At 67.9% G+C, this 17,882-nt stretch carries 16 protein-coding genes; 10 read left to right on the top strand and 6 right to left on the bottom strand.

Annotated features, from left to right (window positions below; all coding sequences use genetic code 11):
* The first annotated feature begins 14 nt into the window (after positions 1 to 14).
* Positions 15 to 647, top strand: a complete 633-nt coding sequence (locus PFX98_RS24505; protein ID WP_285233081.1) for an LON peptidase substrate-binding domain-containing protein — start codon at positions 15 to 17, stop codon at positions 645 to 647.
* Here PFX98_RS24505 and PFX98_RS24500 read toward each other — a convergent pair.
* Together PFX98_RS24500 and phaP are read right to left on the bottom strand one after the other, a co-directional pair.
* Positions 640 to 1,539: a DUF3667 domain-containing protein gene (locus PFX98_RS24500; RefSeq protein WP_285233080.1), complete on the bottom strand. Its 900-nt coding sequence runs from the start codon at positions 1,537 to 1,539 to the stop codon at positions 640 to 642. The genes PFX98_RS24505 and PFX98_RS24500 overlap by 8 nt on opposite strands.
* A gap of 145 nt (positions 1,540 to 1,684) precedes the next feature.
* Positions 1,685 to 2,239 carry a TIGR01841 family phasin gene (gene phaP / locus PFX98_RS24495; protein ID WP_285233079.1) on the bottom strand — a complete coding sequence of 185 codons (555 nt, stop codon included), beginning with the start codon at positions 2,237 to 2,239 and terminating at the stop codon, positions 1,685 to 1,687.
* 227 nt (positions 2,240 to 2,466) lie between these two features.
* On the opposite strand from phaP, the gene PFX98_RS24490 reads away from it, so the two are divergent.
* From PFX98_RS24490 to PFX98_RS24465, 6 genes are all read left to right on the top strand, one after another.
* Positions 2,467 to 3,420, top strand: a complete 954-nt coding sequence (locus PFX98_RS24490) for a histone deacetylase family protein (protein ID WP_285233078.1) — start codon at positions 2,467 to 2,469, stop codon at positions 3,418 to 3,420.
* Positions 3,417 to 3,860: an acyl-CoA thioesterase gene (locus PFX98_RS24485; RefSeq protein ID WP_285233077.1), complete on the top strand. Its 444-nt coding sequence runs from the start codon at positions 3,417 to 3,419 to the stop codon at positions 3,858 to 3,860. Before PFX98_RS24490 ends, PFX98_RS24485 begins: the two co-directional genes overlap by 4 nt.
* Before the next feature lie 68 nt (positions 3,861 to 3,928).
* The gene (locus tag PFX98_RS24480; protein WP_425334710.1) at positions 3,929 to 4,570 is read left to right on the top strand and encodes a nitroreductase; all 642 of its coding nucleotides are present in this window, start codon (positions 3,929 to 3,931) and stop codon (positions 4,568 to 4,570) included.
* A complete protein-coding gene (locus tag PFX98_RS24475; RefSeq protein ID WP_285233075.1) occupies positions 4,570 to 5,919 on the top strand; it encodes a sodium:proton antiporter in 1,350 nt (449 codons plus the stop codon). Before PFX98_RS24480 ends, PFX98_RS24475 begins: the two co-directional genes overlap by 1 nt.
* 1 nt (position 5,920) lies before the next feature.
* Positions 5,921 to 6,913, top strand: coding sequence for a 2-hydroxyacid dehydrogenase (locus tag PFX98_RS24470; protein WP_285233074.1), 993 nt, complete (start codon positions 5,921 to 5,923; stop codon positions 6,911 to 6,913).
* A 76-nt stretch (positions 6,914 to 6,989) separates the two neighbouring features.
* A complete protein-coding gene (locus PFX98_RS24465; protein WP_285233073.1) occupies positions 6,990 to 8,381 on the top strand; it encodes a putative bifunctional diguanylate cyclase/phosphodiesterase in 1,392 nt (463 codons plus the stop codon).
* A gap of 39 nt (positions 8,382 to 8,420) precedes the next feature.
* Here PFX98_RS24465 and PFX98_RS24460 read toward each other — a convergent pair whose 3' ends face one another.
* Positions 8,421 to 10,442: a M13 family metallopeptidase gene (locus tag PFX98_RS24460; protein WP_285233072.1), complete on the bottom strand. Its 2,022-nt coding sequence runs from the start codon at positions 10,440 to 10,442 to the stop codon at positions 8,421 to 8,423.
* Positions 10,443 to 10,579: 137 nt separating this feature from the next.
* Between PFX98_RS24460 and PFX98_RS24455 the strand changes: the two genes are divergently transcribed.
* Together PFX98_RS24455 and PFX98_RS24450 are read left to right on the top strand one after the other, a co-directional pair.
* On the top strand, positions 10,580 to 11,932 hold the full coding sequence (locus tag PFX98_RS24455) for a DNA recombination protein RmuC (protein ID WP_285233071.1): 1,353 nt from the start codon (positions 10,580 to 10,582) through the stop codon (positions 11,930 to 11,932).
* Complete coding sequence (locus PFX98_RS24450; protein ID WP_285233070.1) at positions 11,929 to 13,080, top strand: MFS transporter; 1,152 nt, start codon at positions 11,929 to 11,931, stop codon at positions 13,078 to 13,080. Before PFX98_RS24455 ends, PFX98_RS24450 begins: the two co-directional genes overlap by 4 nt.
* Here the strand turns inward: PFX98_RS24450 and PFX98_RS24445 are convergent.
* Genes PFX98_RS24445 through PFX98_RS24435 form a run of 3 tightly spaced genes read right to left on the bottom strand, consistent with a single transcriptional unit; the run spans position 13,077 to position 17,092 of the window.
* The gene (locus tag PFX98_RS24445; protein WP_285233069.1) at positions 13,077 to 13,694 is read right to left on the bottom strand and encodes a TorD/DmsD family molecular chaperone; all 618 of its coding nucleotides are present in this window, start codon (positions 13,692 to 13,694) and stop codon (positions 13,077 to 13,079) included. The two genes, PFX98_RS24450 and PFX98_RS24445, sit on opposite strands and share 4 nt — an antisense overlap.
* A gap of 30 nt (positions 13,695 to 13,724) precedes the next feature.
* A complete protein-coding gene (locus PFX98_RS24440) occupies positions 13,725 to 14,522 on the bottom strand; it encodes a 4Fe-4S dicluster domain-containing protein (RefSeq protein WP_285233068.1) in 798 nt (265 codons plus the stop codon).
* A 29-nt stretch (positions 14,523 to 14,551) separates the two neighbouring features.
* Positions 14,552 to 17,092 (bottom strand): molybdopterin-dependent oxidoreductase, encoded by a 2,541-nt coding sequence (locus PFX98_RS24435; protein ID WP_285233067.1) that lies wholly within the window; start codon positions 17,090 to 17,092, stop codon positions 14,552 to 14,554.
* Between the two features lie 275 nt (positions 17,093 to 17,367).
* Here PFX98_RS24435 and mobB point away from each other — a divergent pair, with 275 nt between their 5' ends.
* A complete protein-coding gene (gene mobB, locus PFX98_RS24430; protein WP_285233066.1) occupies positions 17,368 to 17,865 on the top strand; it encodes a molybdopterin-guanine dinucleotide biosynthesis protein B in 498 nt (165 codons plus the stop codon).
* Positions 17,866 to 17,882: the final 17 nt, after the last annotated feature.

Below are 17,882 nucleotides of genomic sequence, written 5' to 3'. Positions count from 1 at the left end.
CGGGCGGGCACATCATGCAGCACCACATCGAACTCTTCCCGCTCGACTCGGTGCTGTTTCCCGGCGGCCTGCTGGAGCTGCGCATCTTCGAGCCACGCTATCTGGACCTGATCCAGCGCTGCGCCAAGAGCGGCGAGCCCTTTGGCGTGGTGGCGCTGACGGCGGGCGGCGAGGTGCGCCAGCGCGACGCTGGCGGCGGCTTCGTGGCCGAGGCCTTTCACGCTGCCGGCACGCTGGCGCACATTGAGCGCTGCGAGCGCCCGCAGCCGGGCTTGCTGCAGATCCGCTGCCGCGGCGGCCAGCGCTTCGAGCTGAGCAGCCGCCAACAGCTGCCGCATGGGCTGTGGGTGGGCGAGGCGCGCCTGCTGGCGGAAGACCAGCAGGTGGCGGTGCCGGAGGATCTGCGGCGCGTCAGCCGCCAGCTGCAAGTCTTGCTGAGCCGTTTCGAGCAGGCGGTGGCCAGCGAGGACCTGCCGCTGCAGCCGCCCTACCACTGGAACGACTGCGGCTGGCTGGCGAATCGCTGGTGCGAGCTGCTGCCGCTGCCGCAGGCCGACAAGCAGCGCCTGATGGCGCTGGACAATCCCCTGCTGCGCCTCGAGCTGGTGGCCGATCAGCTCGACCGCATCGAGCGCAACGCTAGCTGAAGAAGGCCCACAAGCCGACCGCCGCCAGGCCGAAGCCCAGCGTGTTGGCATACAGCATGAACAGCAGCCCCGCGCGCATGAAGGTGCTCCACCAGCGCGTGCGGTAGACGCGGTGCAGGGCGATCAGCGGGTAGACGTTGATCGCCACCGCCGCGCCGATCACGAGGGGCTTGACGCCGCTCACCAGCAGCAGCGCCATCGCGAACCAGAAGGCATGCAGGTGCAGGGCGAACACCAGGTGCTCGGTGTAGCGCCGCCGCTTGTCGATGTAGACCAGCTTCAGCCAGAAGGCATAGAAGGGCAGCATCACGAACATGGCCGAGCCCAGATTGCCGACAAAGCGCTCGGGCAGCTCGCGCATCAGGCCGGCGGTGGCCTCGGGGTCCATCTTGATGCGGCGCTGCACGCGTTCGCACAGCTTGGTCGGCATCTGCTCGCAGTAGAACTCGCCCTCCTTCAGCCCGGCGCGGTGCGCGCCCCATTCGAAGAAGGTCTCGGTGGGCTTGGGCGAGTCGAACTTGATCAGACTCTCGGGCTTGCCATCGACGTCGAGCACGCCGCTGAAGCGGATTGCCACCAGGGCCAGCACGCTGATGGTCAGGTACAGGCGTATCGGCAGCACGAAGTGGCGGCGCCGGCCGGCGAAGTATTCCAGCGTCAGCTGGCCCGGCAAGAGCAGCAGGCGCCACAGGGTGCGCCACAGCGCGCCCTCGGTGGAGATGTAGGCGCCGCCGAACTGCTGCAGGAATTCCAGCAGGCTGGGCGGCTTGATGCGCGTCTCCTGGCCGCAGGCGCCGCAGAACTTGGTGGGCGGCTCGGGCAGGGCGCTGCCGCAGTTGGCGCAATGGCCGGGTCGCGCCTGGGGCACGCTGACAAGGGACTTGAGCGTCATTCGATCTGGCCTTTTGGCGCGCATGCTAGCAGCAGCGTCGACGCGGCCGGACGAAAAAAAGCCCGATGCGAGCATCGGGCCTTGAACGGTACTTGCGAGACCCGCGCGGGGTCTCCTTGGGCACCGAGGAGACAATCGTTACAGCTTAGGCAGCGCGCTTGGACGAGCGGCTGGCGGTCTGGCTGGCCTTGACGGCGGTGTTGGTCACGGCATTGAAGTTGGCTTCGGCCACTTCGGAGGCTTGCTTGGCAGCCTTTTGCACGTTCTCGAAGGCGTTGTTGGCAGCGGCCACGGCCGACTTCACCAGGGCCACGGCGTTCTCGGTGCCGGCCGGGGCGTTCTTGGACGCGGTTTCCACCACGGCGGCGAACTTGGCTTGGGCATCGGCCAGCTGGGCCTCGGCAACCTTCACCACTTCGGCGTTGGTGGCGGCGGCGATGTCGTACAGATGGCGGCTGTAGGAAGCGGCCTTCTCGGCGGAGGGTTGCAGCAGCGCGGCTTGCAGGGCCAGCAGCTCTTGCGCGTCCTTCACCGACAGGGCGGCTTGGGTGGTGTCGGCGACTTCGCCCAGGGCCGTCTTGGCCACTTGCAGGTTCAGTTCGACCAGCTTCTCAACGCCTTCGAAGGCCTTGTTGGTCAGACCAAACAGGGTTTCGACATTGGCCTTGTGAGCAGCAAAGATTTGTTCAGCAGTCAGCATGGTGTTCTCCTAAAAAACTGAGCGGATTTCCGCGGGGATTCCTCGTGGACCTCGTTCACAGTGTTTATGGTGCACTGCAACATGACTCGAAGTATAGGGATGTCGGCGACGAATGCAAGAACTTTTTGTGCGGTGCAGCAAAATACTTTGTAAGCAGCTGCGCAGCATCGCCGATGTGCGTGACCTCCACATGACGCAGCGGCGACAAAGCGGCTAAGGTGGCGGCCATGCTGGCCTTTCATTCCGATGCCCACAGCCTGGCCCTGCCGCCCGGGCACCGCTTTCCGCAGAGCAAATACCGCCTGCTGCGCGAGCAGATCGAGCGCGCGCCCGGGGCGATACGGCTGCGCGCCGCCGCTCCCGCCAGCGAGGGCGAACTGGCGCTGGCGCACAGCCCCGACTATGTGGACAAGGTTCTGCAGGGGCATTTGAGCGCGGCCGAGCAGCGCGAGATCGGCTTCCCCTGGTCGCCCTCGATGGCGGCGCGCTCGCGCCATTCGGTGGGCGCCAGCATCGAGGCGGCGCGCGCCGCCCTGGCCGAAGGGGTGGCGGCCAATCTGGCCGGCGGCACCCACCACGCCCATGCCGACAAGGGCAGCGGCTACTGCGTCTTCAACGATGTGGCGGTGGCGGCGCGCCTGATGCAGACCGAGTGGCACCGCGCCCATGGCTCGGCCGTGCCGGGCCTGCGTGTGCTGGTGATCGACCTGGACGTGCACCAGGGCAATGGCACGGCGGCGATCTTCCGCGACGACCCCACGGTGTTCACCTTCTCCATGCATGGCGCGAAGAACTTTCCCTTCCGCAAGGAGCCCAGCGATCTGGACGTGGAACTACCGGACGGCTGCCGCGATGCCGAGTACCTGGCGGCGCTGCAGGCCGGGCTGGCGCGCGTCTGGGCGGCCTGCGGCAGCGTCGGGCTGGCCTTCTACCTGGCCGGCGCCGACCCGCACGAGGGCGACCGCCTGGGCCGGCTCAAGCTCAGCACCGCCGGCCTGCTGGCGCGCGACGAGCTCGTCTTGCAGGCCCTGGCCGAGCGCCGCATCCCGGTGGCGCTGACCATGGCCGGTGGCTATGGCCACGACCTTGCCAGCACCGTGGCGGTGCAGGTGAATACCCTGGCCGCGGCGTCACGGGCGTGGCAGCGCTGGGCCGATGGCGATGGAACAATGGCCGCATGAGCAACGCCCGACCCGCCCCCGAACCCCGTGCCGCCTATGCCCAGTTCGTCAGCCTGGGCACGCGCTGGATGGACAACGACATCTACGGCCACCTCAACAACGTCGTCTACTACAGCCTGTTTGACACCGCGGTGAACCAGTACCTGATTGCCCAGGGCGCGCTGGACATCCATGGCGGCGAGGTGATCGGCTTGGTGGTGGAGACGCATTGCAACTTCTTCGACTCGCTGGCCTTTCCGCAGCAGGTGGAGGCCGGCCTGCGCGTGGCGCAGCGCGGCCGCTCCAGCGTGCGCTACGAGATCGGCCTGTTCGCGCCCGGCCAGGCCTTGTGTGCCGCGCGCGGGCATTTCGTGCATGTCTATGTGGAGCGCGAGTCGCGCCGCCCCGTCGCGGCCTTGCCCGACCCCTATCTGAAAGCCCTGGAAGGATTGATGCTGTGAACCTGTACGAGCAACCCAGCCCCGCCGAGACCGCCGCGGTGGACGCCGCCATCACCAGCCGCCACTCGATGCGTGCCTTCCTGCCCACCGAGGTGCCGCGCGATGTGATCGAGGAGATCTTGCGTGTCGCGGCGCGGGCACCCTCGGGCACCAACACCCAGCCCTGGCAGGTGCATGTGCTCACCGGTGCCGCCAAGCAGCGCTTCTCGGCGCGCATCCAGGCCGCCTTCGACGACCCCGCCGAACTCGCCACCCACCAGGAGGAATACGCCTACTACCCGCGCGAATGGGCCGCGCCCTATATCGACCGGCGCCGCAAGGTGGGCTGGGACCTCTACGGCCTGCTGGGCATCGGCAAGACCGACAAGGCCCGCATGCACGACCAGCATGGCCGCAACTACCAGTTCTTCGACGCGCCGGTAGGCCTGGTGTTCAGCATCGACCGCGTCATGCAGCAGGGCAGCTGGCTGGACTACGGCATGTTTTTGCAGAACATCATGATCGCCGCGCGCGCGCGCGGCCTGCATACCTGCCCGCAGGCGGCCTTCACCCAGTTCCACCGCCTGATCGCCGATGAGCTGCGCTTGCGGCCCGAGCAGATGCTGGTGTGCGGCATGGCGCTGGGCTATGCCGACCCGGCCGCGGTGGAGAACAGCCTGGTGACCGAGCGCGCGCCGGTGGCCGAGTTCACGCGCTTCCTGGCCGATTGATGGCCGTGCCCGACCCGCTGGGCAGCCTGGGCGCGTGGTGGGGCCTGCCCTTCGCGGGCATGCTGCTGTCCATCGCCCTCATGCCGCTCTTGCTGCCGCGGGTCTGGCATCGCCACTACGGCAAGATTGCCGCCGGCTGGGCGCTCGCCTTCCTGCTGCCCCTGGCCGCCAGCCAGGGCGTGGGGGCAGTTGGCCCGCTGCTGGCCCATACCCTGCTCGCCGAATACCTGCCCTTCATCATCCTGCTGACTGCGCTCTTCAGCACCGCGGGCGGCATCTATGTGCGCGGCAATCTGCATGGCAGCCCGGGCCTGAACGCGGGCCTGATGGCGATCGGTGCGCTGCTGGCCAGCGTGATGGGCACCACCGGCGCCTCGATGCTAATGGTGCGGCCGCTGCTACGCGCCAACGACAACCGGCGCCACGCCGCCCATGTGCTGGTGTTCTTCATCTTCATCGTCTCGAACGCCGGCGGTTCGCTCACGCCGCTGGGCGACCCGCCGCTGTTCCTGGGCTTTCTGCAAGGGGTGGACTTCTTCTGGACGCTCAGGGCGATCGCGCCCCAGACCCTGTTCCTGGTGCTCACCCTGCTGGCGATCTTCTATGCCATCGACAGCTTCTGCTACCGCAGGGAAGGGGTGACGAGGCAAGACCCGACCCCCGACGACGACCGCCTGGGCCTGCTGGGCGCCTGGAATTTGCTGCCGCTGGCTGCGGTGGTGGGCCTGGTGCTGCTGAGTGGCATCTGGAAGCCCGGCATCAGCCTCCAGCTGCTGGGCGTCGAGCTCGGCCTGCCGGGGCTGCTGCGCGACCTCGGCCTGCTGGCGCTGACGGCCTGCTCGCTGGCGATCACGCCGCGCGGCGTGCGGCAGCGCAACCAGTTCAGCTGGGGGCCCATGCAGGAGGTGGCCAAGCTGTTTGCCGGCATCTTCCTCACCATGATCCCGGTGCTGGCCATGCTGAAGGCGGGCGAGCAGGGGGCGTTTGCGCCGATCGCGCGCGCCGTCACCGGCGTGCATGGCGAGCCACTGCCCTGGGCCTATTTCTGGCTCAGCGGTGCGCTCTCGTCCTTCCTCGACAACGCGCCCACCTATCTGGTGTTCTTCAACCTCGCCGGCGGCGACCCGCAGGCGCTGATGGGGCCGCTCGCCAGCACCCTGGCGGCGCTGTCGGCCGGCTCGGTCTTCATGGGGGCCAACAGCTATATCGGCAACGCCCCCAACTTCATGGTCAAGGCCATTGCCGAGGAGCGCGGCATCCGCATGCCCAGCTTCTTTGGCTACATGGCCTGGGCCGCCGCGGTGCTGCTGCCGCTGTTCCTTCTCATGACCCTCATCTGGTTCCGCTGACATGCCAAACAACAAAGCCCAGGTCCTGGTGGCCCGCCGCATCTTCCCCGACATCGTCGAGCGCCTGCGCGCGCATTGCGAGGTCGATCTGCACGACGCCAACGAGCCGCTGCCGCAGGCCGAACTGATACGGCGCCTGCAGGGCAAGCAGGGCCTGTTCGCCTCGGGCACCGAACGCATCGACGCGACCCTGCTGGACGCCTGCCCGGACCTGCGTGCGGTCTGCCTGATGACGGTGGGCTACAACAATGTGGACCTGGACGCCTGCAGCGTGCGCGGCGTGCTGGTCAGCAATGCGCCCGACGTGCTCACCGAGACCACCGCCGATTTCGGCTTCGCGCTGATGATGGCGGCGGCGCGCCGCATCAGCGAGAGCGAGCATTACCTGCGCCGCGGCGACTGGAAGCAATGGCGCGTGGACCTGTTTGCCGGCGCCGACGTGCATGGCGCCACCCTGGGCATCCTGGGCATGGGCCGCATCGGCCAGGCGATCGCCAGACGCGGCGCGCTGGGCTTCGGCATGCCGGTGATCTATCACAACCGCAGCCGCCTGCCCGCCGAGCAGGAGGCGCCCCTCGCGGCGCGCTGGGTCGAGAAGGACGAGTTGCTGCGCCAGTCCGACCACCTGGTGATCGTGCTGCCCTACACGCCCGCCTCGCACCATATGGTGGCGGCGCGCGAGCTGGCGCTGATGAAGCCGACCGCCACGCTCACCAATATCGCGCGCGGCGGCGTGGTCGACGATGCCGCGCTGGCCGAGGCGCTGGCCGCGGGCCGCATCGCCGCGGCCGGCCTGGATGTGTTCGAGGGCGAACCCACGGTGCACCCGGCCCTGCTGCAGTGCGCCAATGTGGTGCTAACGCCGCATATTGCCAGCGCCTCGGTGCCGACGCGCCGCGCCATGTGCAATCTGGCGGTGGACAACCTGATCGCGTTCTTCGGCGGCGGCGTGCCGCCCACGGCCCTCAACCTGCCGCTCAAGCCACGCCCCTGAAAACGGGCGCTTGACAAGCGCCGCGCCACCCCTTCCACTCGCCCGACATACAAGGCTCATGGGGAGGCCATTGACGATGCCAGGGCGCGAGGTCTGGTTGGGCGCGCTGCGCCGTTTCAATGAGGGCGAGGGCAGCCTGCCGCAGGCATTTGCGCTGCGCCGCGCACGCCTGCTCACGGTGATGGCCTGGGTGGCGATGCTGGGCTCCATCCCCTGGGCGAGTTATTTCATCCTGATGGGCCGGCCCCTGGCGGCCCTGCTGCCGGGCAGCGCGGTGCTGGCCGGCGCCCTCACGCTGGGTTTGCTGCGCCTGCATCTGCACCGCGTCGCCGTGCTGTTGTTTAGCCTCGGCTGCCTGCTGGCGGTGCTGGGCATGTGCCTGCTGCTGGACCTGCCCAGCGCGGGCGCGCCGCGGAGTGCCCACCTTTACCTGCTGCCCCTGTTCGTCTGCGTGTTCTACTTTCTGCAGTACGGCGAGGGCTGGCTGCGCCTGCTGCTCACGCTCCTGGTGCTGGGCGCGTTTGTGGTGTTGCAGTCGACCGAGCTCCGCTTCGTGGAGCCCTTGCCGATGTCGGAGCTGACACGCCAGCGCGCGATCTGGTTGGTGGCGCTGCTGACGGTGGTGATGCTTTATCTCAGCGTGCAGACCATGCTGCGCGATGCGCGTCAGGCCACCGAGCTGGAGCTGGACTTCGCGCGCGGCATTGCCGCCGGCGAGATCGAGCCCTTCTTCCAGGCCCAGTGTGATGCCGAGGGGCGCTTGATGGGGGCCGAGGTGCTGATGCGCTGGCGCCATCCGCTGCGCGGCCTGGTGCCGCCGGGCGAGTTCATCCCGATGGCCGAGGCCACCGGCCTGATCAAGCCGGCCGGCCAGCGTCTCTTGGAACAGGTATGCAGCCTGCTGCTGCAGTGGCAGCAGGGCGGGGCGCTGGCCGGCCTGCCCATGGCCATCAATGTCAGCTCGGTGCAGCTGCAGTCGGATGCCGCCACCGAGCGCCTGATCGAGACCGTGCCGCGCGCACTGCGCGAGGCCGGCCTGATCAAGTTCGAGCTCACCGAATCCGCCTATGCCCAGGACTTCGACGACCTGCTGGCCAAGATGCAGGCCATGCGCGCCCAGGGCATACGCCTGGCGCTGGACGATTTCGGCACCGGCTTCTCCTCGCTGAGCCTGCTCAAGCGCCTGCCGCTGCACCAGCTCAAGGTGGACCAGAGCTTTGTGCGCGACCTGCCCGACGACCCGGACGCCTGCCATATCGCCGCCACCATCGTGCGCCTGGGTCGCGACCTGGGCCTGGACGTGGTGGCCGAGGGGGTGGAGACCCAGGCGCAGCTGGACTGCCTGCGCGCCATGGGTTGCTCGGCCTTCCAGGGCTTTCTGTTCGCACGGCCGCTCTCGGCCGAAAGCTTTGCCAACCAGGCCGCGTTGTGGCGGCGTGGCCTCAAGCCGCCGGCAGGCGGCGTTTGATCGCCCGGCCGCCCGCCGGCCCCGCCTGAGGCCGAGGCCTCACCAGATGCGGATGCGTTCGGCGCTCGGCTTGTAGAGCTTGTCGCCCGGCTTGGTGCCAAAGGCCTGGTGGAAGGCGTCGATATTCACCGGCGCGCCGTTGGCGCGGAACTCGGCCGGGGCATGCGGGTCGGCCGTCAGCAGTTGCAGGCTGCGCTCCTCGCGCATCTTCTCGCGCCAGCCCTGCGACCAGCCCATGAAGAAGCGCTGCTCGCCGCTCAGCCCGCCCAGCACCGGCGCGGGCTTGCCCTTCAGCGAACGCTGGTAGGCCTTGTAGGCCACCTGCAGGCCGGAGAGGTCGGCGATGTTCTCGCCCAGCGTGAGCTGGCCGTTCACCTGCTTGCCGGGGATGGCCTCGTAGCCGGCGTATTGCTTCACCAGCTTGGCGCCCACCGCCTCGAAGGCCTTGCGGTCGGTCTCGGTCCACCAGTTGCGCAGCATGCCGTCGCCGTCGAACTGGCTGCCGTCGTCGTCGAAGCCATGGCTGATCTCATGGCCGATGATGGCGCCGATGGCGCCGTAGTTGACGGCGTCGTCGGCCTTCATGTCGAAGAAGGGTGGCTGCAGGATGGCGGCCGGGAACACGATCTCGTTGGTGGTGGGCTCGTAGTAGGCATTCACCTGCTGCGGGAACATGCCCCATTCGCCGCGGTCCACCGGCTGGCCCAGCTTGGCGGCGATGCGCGCCCACTCAAACGCCACGGCGCGATCGCGGTTGCCCAGCGCGTCGCCGGCGCGCACCTGCAACGCGCCGTAGTCGCGCCAGGCGTCGGGATAGCCGATCTTGACGCTGTACTTGGAGAGCTTGATCTTGGCCTGCGCCTTGGTCTCGGCACTCATCCAGTCCAGGGTGTCGATGGAGTCGCCGAAGGCCGCCATCAGGTTGGCCACCAGGGCCTGCATGCGGGCCTTGTGGGCGGCCGGGAAATGCTTGGCCACATAGAGCTGGCCCAGCGCCTCGCCCAGGGCCTCGTTGACGGCGTTGATGCCCTGCTGCCAGCGCGGACGCTCCTCGCTGGCCCCGGTCAGCGCGGTGCCGCGGAAGGCAAAGCGCGCCTCTCGGATGGTCTTGGGCAGCACCGCGGCATGGGCGTCCAGGCTGTGCAGCTTCTGGTAGAGCTTCCAGTCGGCCAGCGGCTCCTCGGCCAGCAGCTTGGCGATGCCGACGGCGGCGCTGGGCTGCCAGACCACCAGCTTGTCCACCTGGCGCATCTGCGCCGCGGCCAGCAGGCCCTGCCAGTCATAGGCGGGCACCAGCCCCTGCAGCTGAGCGGGCGTATGGGGGTTGTAGATCTTCACCGAGTCGCGGCTCTCCACCTCGTCCCAGTGCAGGGCGGCGATGCGCTGTTCCAGCGCCATCACGCGCTGCGCGGCCTCGGCCGGCGCCGGCTCGCCGAGCTGGCCGGCCAGCAGGGTCAGATAGGCGATGTAGGCGGCGCGCGCCCGGGCCATGCGGGCGTCGTCGGCCTTCAGGTAATAGTCGCGGCTGGGCAGGCCCAGGCCGCTCTGGCGCAGCAGGGCGCGGTTGACGCCGGGCTGCTTGAAGTCGGGCAGCACGTCCAGCTGCAGCGGGGTGAGCACGCGGCCCTGCATGCGACCCTGCCACTGCGCCAGCGCGGCGCGGCTGTCGATCGCGTCGATCTCGGCCAGCAGGGGCTGCATGGGCGCGAGGCCGGCGCGCTCGATCGCGTCCAGGTCCAGGTAGGCGCTGTAGAAGGCGCCGATCTGGGCCTCCTTGCTGCCGGGCCGCTGCGGCTTGGCGGCCAGGCCCTCGACGATGCTGCGCAGGCGCGCATCGGCGCGGTCGCTCAGGTCGGTGAAGGTGCCGATCACCGCGCGGTCGCCGGGGATGGCGGTGGCCTTGATCCATTGCCCGTTGACGGCGCGATACAGGTCGTCCTGTGCGCGCACCTGGGCGTCGAAACCATGGCGGTCCAGGCCGGTGGCGGCCGGGCTGGCGAGGCCGTGGCCGCTGAGCTGGGCCAGCAGCGCCAGGGCGCTGAGCTTGTAGATCGTTTTCATACGGCAGGTCTTGAATAAAGTGCCGCAAGGCTAGCGGCCCGCCAGCGCGGCGCCACAAGTTTGTGCCCCGGGGCTTTCCCGCCCCCTCGAACGGGTGGGCGCCCCGGGCCCGTGAGCGGGGCTGAGACAATGCCCGCATGACGCTTGTTGAAATTCTTCTGCTGGTGGCCCTGGCGCTGCTGGCCTGTTTGATCGTGCTGGTGCTGCAGGGCCGGCGTGGCGAGGGTGCCGCCCAGCTGGTGGCGGCGGTGCAACAGAACAGCGAGCGCCTGGAGCGCGAGCTGCGCGACGAGCTGGGCCGCAGCGCCAGCGGCACGCGCCAGGAGCTGCTGCAAGGCCTGGCGCAGTTCCAGCAGACCCTGAACCTGGGGCTGCAGAACAGCAACCAGTCGCTCGCCGCGCAGGCACTCGCCTCGCGCGAGGCGCAGGACCAGGCGATGCTGCGCCTGACCGAGGCGATGCGCGAGCAGCTCAAGACCATGTCCGCGAGCAACGAGCTGCGCCTGGCGCAGGTGCAAACCGCCGTCGAGCAGCGCCTTACCGCGATCCAGCAGGACAACGAGAAGAAGCTCGAGCAGATGCGTGCCACCGTGGACGAGAAGCTGCACGCCACGCTGGAGCAGCGCCTGGGCGAGAGCTTCAAGCAGGTGGCCGAGCGCCTGGAACAGGTGCACAAGGGCCTGGGCGAGATGCAGAACCTGGCGCGCGATGTCGGCGCGCTGAACCGCGTGCTCACGAATGTGAAGACGCGCGGCATCTTCGGCGAGGTGCAGCTGGCCGGCCTCTTGGAGCAGGTGTTCACGCCCGAGCAGTACGCCGCCAATGTGGCCACCATCCCGGGCAGCAGCGAGCGCGTCGAGTTCGCGATCCGTCTGCCGGGCCAGCGCGACGATGGCGCGCCGCTCTGGCTGCCCATCGATGCGAAGTTCCCGCGCGAGGACTACGAGCGCCTGCTGGAGGCGCAGGACCGCGCCGATGCCGCCGGCGTGGAGGCCGCCGGCAAGGCCATCGAGACGCGCCTGCGCCTGGAGGCCCGGACCATCCGCGAGAAATACATCGCGCCGCCCCACACCACCGATTTCGGCATGCTGTTCGTGCCCACCGAAGGCCTGTATGCCGAGGCGCTGCGCCGCCCCGGCCTGGTGGAGGCGCTGCAGCGCGAGCACAAGGTCATGCTGGTCGGGCCCACCACCTTGCTGGCGACGCTCACCAGCCTGCAGATGGGCTTCCGCACGCTGGCGCTGGAGAAGCGCTCGGCCGAGGTCTGGGAGGTGCTGGGCGCGGTCAAGACCGAGTTCGGCAAGTTCGGCGATGTGCTGGCCAAGACCAAGAAGAAGCTCGACGAGGCCAGCAACACCATCGAGCAGGCCGAGACCCGCACGCGCCAGATGACGCGCAAGCTCAAGAGCGTCGAGGCGCTGCCCGACGAGGCCACGCAGAAGCTGCTGCAGCTGGGGCTGCCCGACGCCGGCGAGGACGCCGAGGAGTGACGCGGCGCCAGGCTTCGTTTCCCTGGTTGATCGCCACCCTCATCGCCGTGCACGCTTGCATGGCGGTGACGCGCGTGGCGGGCAGCCTGTGGGTGCTGCAGGCCGGCCATGGCGAGTGGATGGTGGGGCTGCTCCTGAGCCTGTTCGCGGTCGCGCCCATCCCGCTCTCGATGTGGGCCGGAGGCCTGGCCGATCGGCATGGCCTGCATCGCCCGGTCGGCATCGGCGCGCTGATGGCCGGTGCTGGCGCCCTGGTGGCGCTGGCCTCGCAAAGCCTGCCGGCGATCGCCTTCAGCTGCCTGGCCAGCGGTGGCGCCATCGCGGTGGCGGCGGTGGCGATCCAGCGCGAGGCCGGCCAGCTCGCCGAGGACCCGAGCCAGCTCAAGCGCGTGTTCAGCTGGGTGGCGCTGGGCCCGGCGCTCTCGAATGCGCTGGCTCCCATCTGTACCGGCCTGCTGATCGACCATCTGGGCTACCGCGCCGCCTTCGGCTTTGCGGTGCTGCTGCCGTTGCTGGCCTGGGGCCTGGTGCAGCGCGTGCCGCGCCATACGCCGGCGCCGCCGAGCGCGCAGGCACGCAGCCGCCCGGCCTGGGAGCTGCTGAAGACCGGCCCGCTGCGCTGGCTGCTGCTGCTCAACATCGTGCTGGCGGCCAGCTGGGACGCGCACAGCTTCGTGGTGCCGGTGGTGGGCCATGCGCGCCAGCTCAGCGCCTCCAGCATCGGCCTGGTGCTGGGCTCGTTCGCGCTGGCCGCCACGCTGGTGCGCCTGGCCATCGTGCGCTGGGCCGGCCGGCTCGACGAGCTCAAGGCCCTGCGCAGCGCCATGCTGCTGGCCAGCCTGACGCTGGCGGCCTATGCCTGGCTGCCCGGCACCGCCGGCCTGATGCTGGGCTCGGCCGTGCTGGGGCTGGCGCTGGGCTCGGTGCAGCCCATGGTGTTGTCCATGCTGCACCAGGTCACGCCGGCGGAGCGCCACGGCCAGGCCCTGGGCCTGCGCATGCTGGCCACCAATGGCGCGACGATCGCGATGCCGCTGGGCTTCGGCCTGCTGGCGGCGGCCTCGGTGGCGGCCGCGCCGCTGTGGCTGATGGCCGCGCTGCTGGTGCTGGCGCAGCTGCCAGCACGCGCGCTGCAGCGGCCAAGCTAAACAAGGGTCCGAGCAAAGCCTGCCGTGAACGCGCCCAACTCGCGATAGAACGCCGTCTCGGCCTTTGAACCGATGGCGGCGGTGAACGGCCCGACCCAGCCGCCGAGTTGCTCCGCCAGAAAGCGCCGTTGCAGGGCCTGCGCCGCCGCAAGGCCGTCGAGGTCGTGTTCCCGGCGGGCCTGGTTCTGTGCGTAGTTCAGCAGGTACAGAAACTCCATCTGTATGGCGACATGGTCCGGCAGTTCCCTGCACGCTTCGTCGATGTCGAATCCGCCCTCGTCGTAGAGGGCCATGAGCGCCGCGGTCCGGGCTTCGGCCGCTTGCGAGGCGTCGCAAGCCCAGCGTGACCCATAGGGCGGTGCCAGCGCCTGCATGGGGCCGAGAAACAGACGGGCGTAGTCAACCAACAGATCTTGCAACTCACAGGCGGCGAAGGCCTCGCCCAGGCGGCATGCGCTGGCGGCCAGTTCGGGATCAAGGCATTGCGCGGCGTTCAGCATCGACTCGAACAGCCGCTCCTCGGCAAAGGCCGGCATCGGTTCGTAGTAGCAGGCGGATATGAAACGGCACAGGTCTTCGCGTGCCAGCGCCTGTTTCTCAGCATGCTCGGACATCGTCAACCCTCCCTCCGCTTCGGTGCCGATTCAGCCGCGCGGGCTGTACTTGCCAATGTAGTGAACATTGGGCTTGGTGCCCTTTTCCTCTTGCAGCCGGAAGGACTTCTCCTGTTTCAGGAGCTGGGAAATCTGGCTGTTGGGATCATCCTGGTCACCGAAGATACGCGCCCGCGCCGGGCAGGCATCCACGCAGGCAGGCTGCAGGCCGTTCAGAACGCGGTGATAGCAGAAGGTGCACTTCTCGATCACGTCATCGGAACGCACCGGCTGCAACTCGCCGCCCTGCCACTTGTTGAGCATCGGCGGCGTGGCACCGGCCAATGCCGCGACCTCTGCGCCCGAGGCTGTACATCCGGGAATCGCTGCGCTCTTGTCGGACCAGCGCGGTTGCGCATCCTCGTCCATGGGGTTCAGGCTGATGACGCTGTAACTCGCGCCTTCGAGGCTGGAGTCGTCGAGTCGGTCATGGCTGTAGGGGCACTTGCGCTGGCAGTCGCCGCAGCCCACGCACAACTCGGGGTTGTGCAGGGTGATGCCTTCGGGTGTCTTGTAAAGCGCCTTGTAGGGCTTGCCCGGGCCTGCCTTCTTGGGGTTGCCGGGGCAGACCTTGATGCAGGGCGCATCGCTGCAGTGGTTGCACAACACCGGAATCACCGAGTGCCTGGTGTTCGGGAACGTCCCCTCGGTCTTCATCAGGAAGTCTGCCCAGTTGAAGCTCTGCCCGTCCGCTCGGTCGCGGGTGTTGTTTTCGGCCTTGCAGGCGAATGCACAAGCGCCACAGCCGTTGCATTTAGAGAGGTCGATGACCATTCCAAGTCTTGTCATGATGTTCTCCGTGTTCCGTCGCTCGGGGCTCAGGCCTTCTGGATCCGCACGCCGGTGAAGCCGCCGTTGCGGGCGGTGGCGCCGCTCAGCCGGTCGTAGTCATCGACCAGGATCTCGTTGTTGTTGCCGCCACGCGGCGTCGCCTTGCCAAAGTCCTGCGCCGCCACCCGGCCATAGGCCCAATGGCCCTGGCCGTAGCACTTGGCCACGGTGCCGGGGCGCACGCCCTCCCAGAGTTTGAGTTGGCAGGAAATGGTGCCTGCCATCGAGGTGATCGTGACGGTGTCGCCGCTCTTCAAGCCCAGCTTGGCACCATCCTTGGGGTTCATCTTGACCACATCGCTCCAGGACACGTCGCCCGGGTCCACCTTCTTGAACTCCTGATACCAGGGCACGTTGGCCGAGCGGCCTTCGCGGTTCAGGCGCGACTTGTAGTCGATGAAGGTCAGCGGGAAATCCTGCACCGAGCCATGGCGCTTGACCGGCTCGTAGTGCGGCACGAAGGCCAGTTCGCCGCGCGCCACATAGCCGCTGACGCCGAGGATGTCATCGATGCTGGTCTCGTACTTCTTGGCGTGCTCGGCCAAACCCTTCTTCAAGGTCTCGCTGTAGAACTCGAACTTCTTGGTCTCGGTTGCGAACTTGCCGCCCCAGCCCTTCTTGAGCGTGTAGCGTGGCCCGCTGAACATGCCCTTCTTCTTGAAGTCGGCCCAGCCAAGAATGGGCGCGTCGCCCTTGAGTGGCTCCTTCGCGGCCCAGATGGGCGCGCTCGTCATCTTGGCGGCAATCTCCGAGAACTCGAGCGCCGTGGTCGGTGCCTTGCCGGTTTCCGGATCCTTGAATTCCTTGGCGTAGTAGTCGAAGAGGTTGGCGAAACCCTTGGCCTTGAGCTTCTCGGCCAGCAGCCACATCACCTCGGTTTCCTCCTGCTTGACGTCCCATAGGCGCTTGATGGCGCCCTGCTGTATCGAGGCATAGGCATGGCCATTGCCCATATTGGTCACGATGGACCAGCCCTCGGCGGAGTTGAAGGTCGAGGGCAGCACGATGTCGGCGAACTGGGTCATCTCGGACGCGCTCGGCACCATGTGCACGAAGAACGGCACCGCTGCCAACGCCTTTTCCCAGCGCTGTGCACCGGTGGCGGAGAAGGCGAAGTTCGACCATGTGGAGATGAAGACCTTGACCGCACCGGGATCCTTCAACATGCCGTTGGCAACGTTGTTGGTGACGACACCGCTGCCGGGCTTGGCGTTCATCATCGCCGGCATGTCCTTGGCACCGCGGCCGTCCAGCTTCTTGCCCTTGCTGCCGGCCTTGGCGATCTCGTCGACATAGGCATCGGCCTTGGGGAAGGGCGCCAGCGGTGGGCCGCTGGGGCTTTGCCACACGCCCCCCTCCACGTCGATCGAACCCAGCAGGCCGTTGAGTGCATACACCGCCATGGCTGCATAGGTTCCGCGCGGCGACATGGCCACGCCGGGGCCCATCCACACGACCACTCTGGGGGCGGCCTTGCCCATGGCGCGCGCCACGCGCTGGATCTGCGCCGCCGGTATCAACGACACCTGCTCGCCCCAGGCCGGCGTCTGGTTGCGCAGTTCAAGATTCCACCACTTCACCAGGCCGTAGCTCTCCTTCTCGGCGAACGCGGCCTCGTCGACGATCTGCCCAGCCACGAACAGGTTCTTGCCATCCTTGAAGTCGCCCACGAACTCGCGGTTCCACAACCCTTCGGTCAGCAGCACATGGGCGATCGCACCCGCCAGCGCACCATCCGTGCCGGGGCTGATGGGCAGCCATTCGTGCGCTTTCGCGGCCACGTTGGACAGGCGCGGATCCACCGCAATCACCGTGCCTCGCTTCACGATGTCCGGGAAGCGATTCATGGTGTTTGGCACCATGCGGTTGGACGCGAGCGGATCGGTGCCCCAGCACACCAGGCAGTTGGTCTTCTCAAGGTCATAGTCGCGGTAACCGAAGAAGCCCTGCGTCAGGCCCGGCCCCATCTTCTCGGCCTCGGCGCAGATGGCGCTGTGCGAGAAGTAGTTGCCGGTGCCAAACACCTTGGGCAAGGTGCCGTAGAGCAATTCGGTGGAGGTGGGTGAATAGCGCCCGCGCATGTACACCAGCTTGTGCGTTTCACCGGACTTGCGCAGCGCCATCATCTTCTCGGCCAAGGTGTCCAGCGCCTCGTCCCAGCTGATGGGCACGAACTTCGGATCGATGCCACGCCCCTTGACCGGGTTGGTGCGCTTCATCGGCACCTTGATGCGGTCGGGGTCGTACATCTGTTGCGGGATCAGATGCCCGCGCGGGCAGACGTAGCCGTGGTTGGTCTTGGAGAGCGGGTTGCCGCGCACCCGCGTGGCGCGTCCATCCTGCACCAGGATCTGGATCGCGCACCACTGCGTGCAGCCCTGGCAGGTACTGGCTACCCATTGCCCTTGGGCGGGGCGGGATGGCCTGGCCTGGCGCGGAATGAATGCGCTGGTGAGAGGGGCGGCGGCAGGTGCGGAAACGGATGCACAGCCGGTGGCCAGACAGCCGGCGGAAACGCCTGTGGCCATGATGAAGGTTCTTCTCGTCAGCCTCATAACGCACTCCTGTAGGGGCTCTGCACGTTGTCTACCGCTGACTGTCCTCCTCGCGGGAAATCGGCGATTGCCGTGGATCAAACGAAATTCGGGCGATCGGCAATGACCGAGTGCACCGGTCGGGCATGCGTGGCGCAGCTACCAAGCGGGCAGCGCCCGGCCGGCGCGGCAGGCACCAGTCCGGTGGACACTGCGTCCATGCGGCTGCCCGGCAGCCTGCACGGCACATCGCGAGAAAGGGCGGGGGCATGAGGATTTTCGGCATCGCCGGTCACTCCGGCATGGGCAAGACCACCTTGCTGGAACGTTTGATCCCAGAGATCCGCTCGCGCGGGCTGAGCGTCTCGCTCATCAAGCACAGCCACAAGAACATCGAGATCGACCACCCCGGCAAGGACTCCTTTCGCCTGCGCGAAGCCGGCTGCACGGAGGTGCTTTTGCTGGGCAAGGAGCGGTGGGCGCTGATGCACGAATTGCGCGCTCAGGCCGAGCCCGAGCTGGACTACTTGCTGGACCGTTTGCAGGCCTGCGATCTGGTGCTGATCGAAGGCTTCAAGAGTGGCGCATTCCCGAAGCTGGAGGTATGGCGCTCTGGCCTCGGAGTACGCAGCCTCTGGCCAGACTGGCCTGGCATCGTGGCCATCGCCTGCGATGCCCCATCGGCGGCGGCAGGCGTCCGGCGGCTGGATCTGATGGACACCCAGTCGATCGCCGATTTCGTGATGGCGCAGGCCGCTCAGCGCTGACGAAAGGACAGGAGGTT

This window comes from Paucibacter sediminis (assembly GCF_030254645.1).
GTDB classification, from domain to species: domain Bacteria; phylum Pseudomonadota; class Gammaproteobacteria; order Burkholderiales; family Burkholderiaceae_C; genus Paucibacter_B; species Paucibacter_B sediminis.
This window is presented reverse-complemented; position numbering and strand designations above follow the sequence as displayed.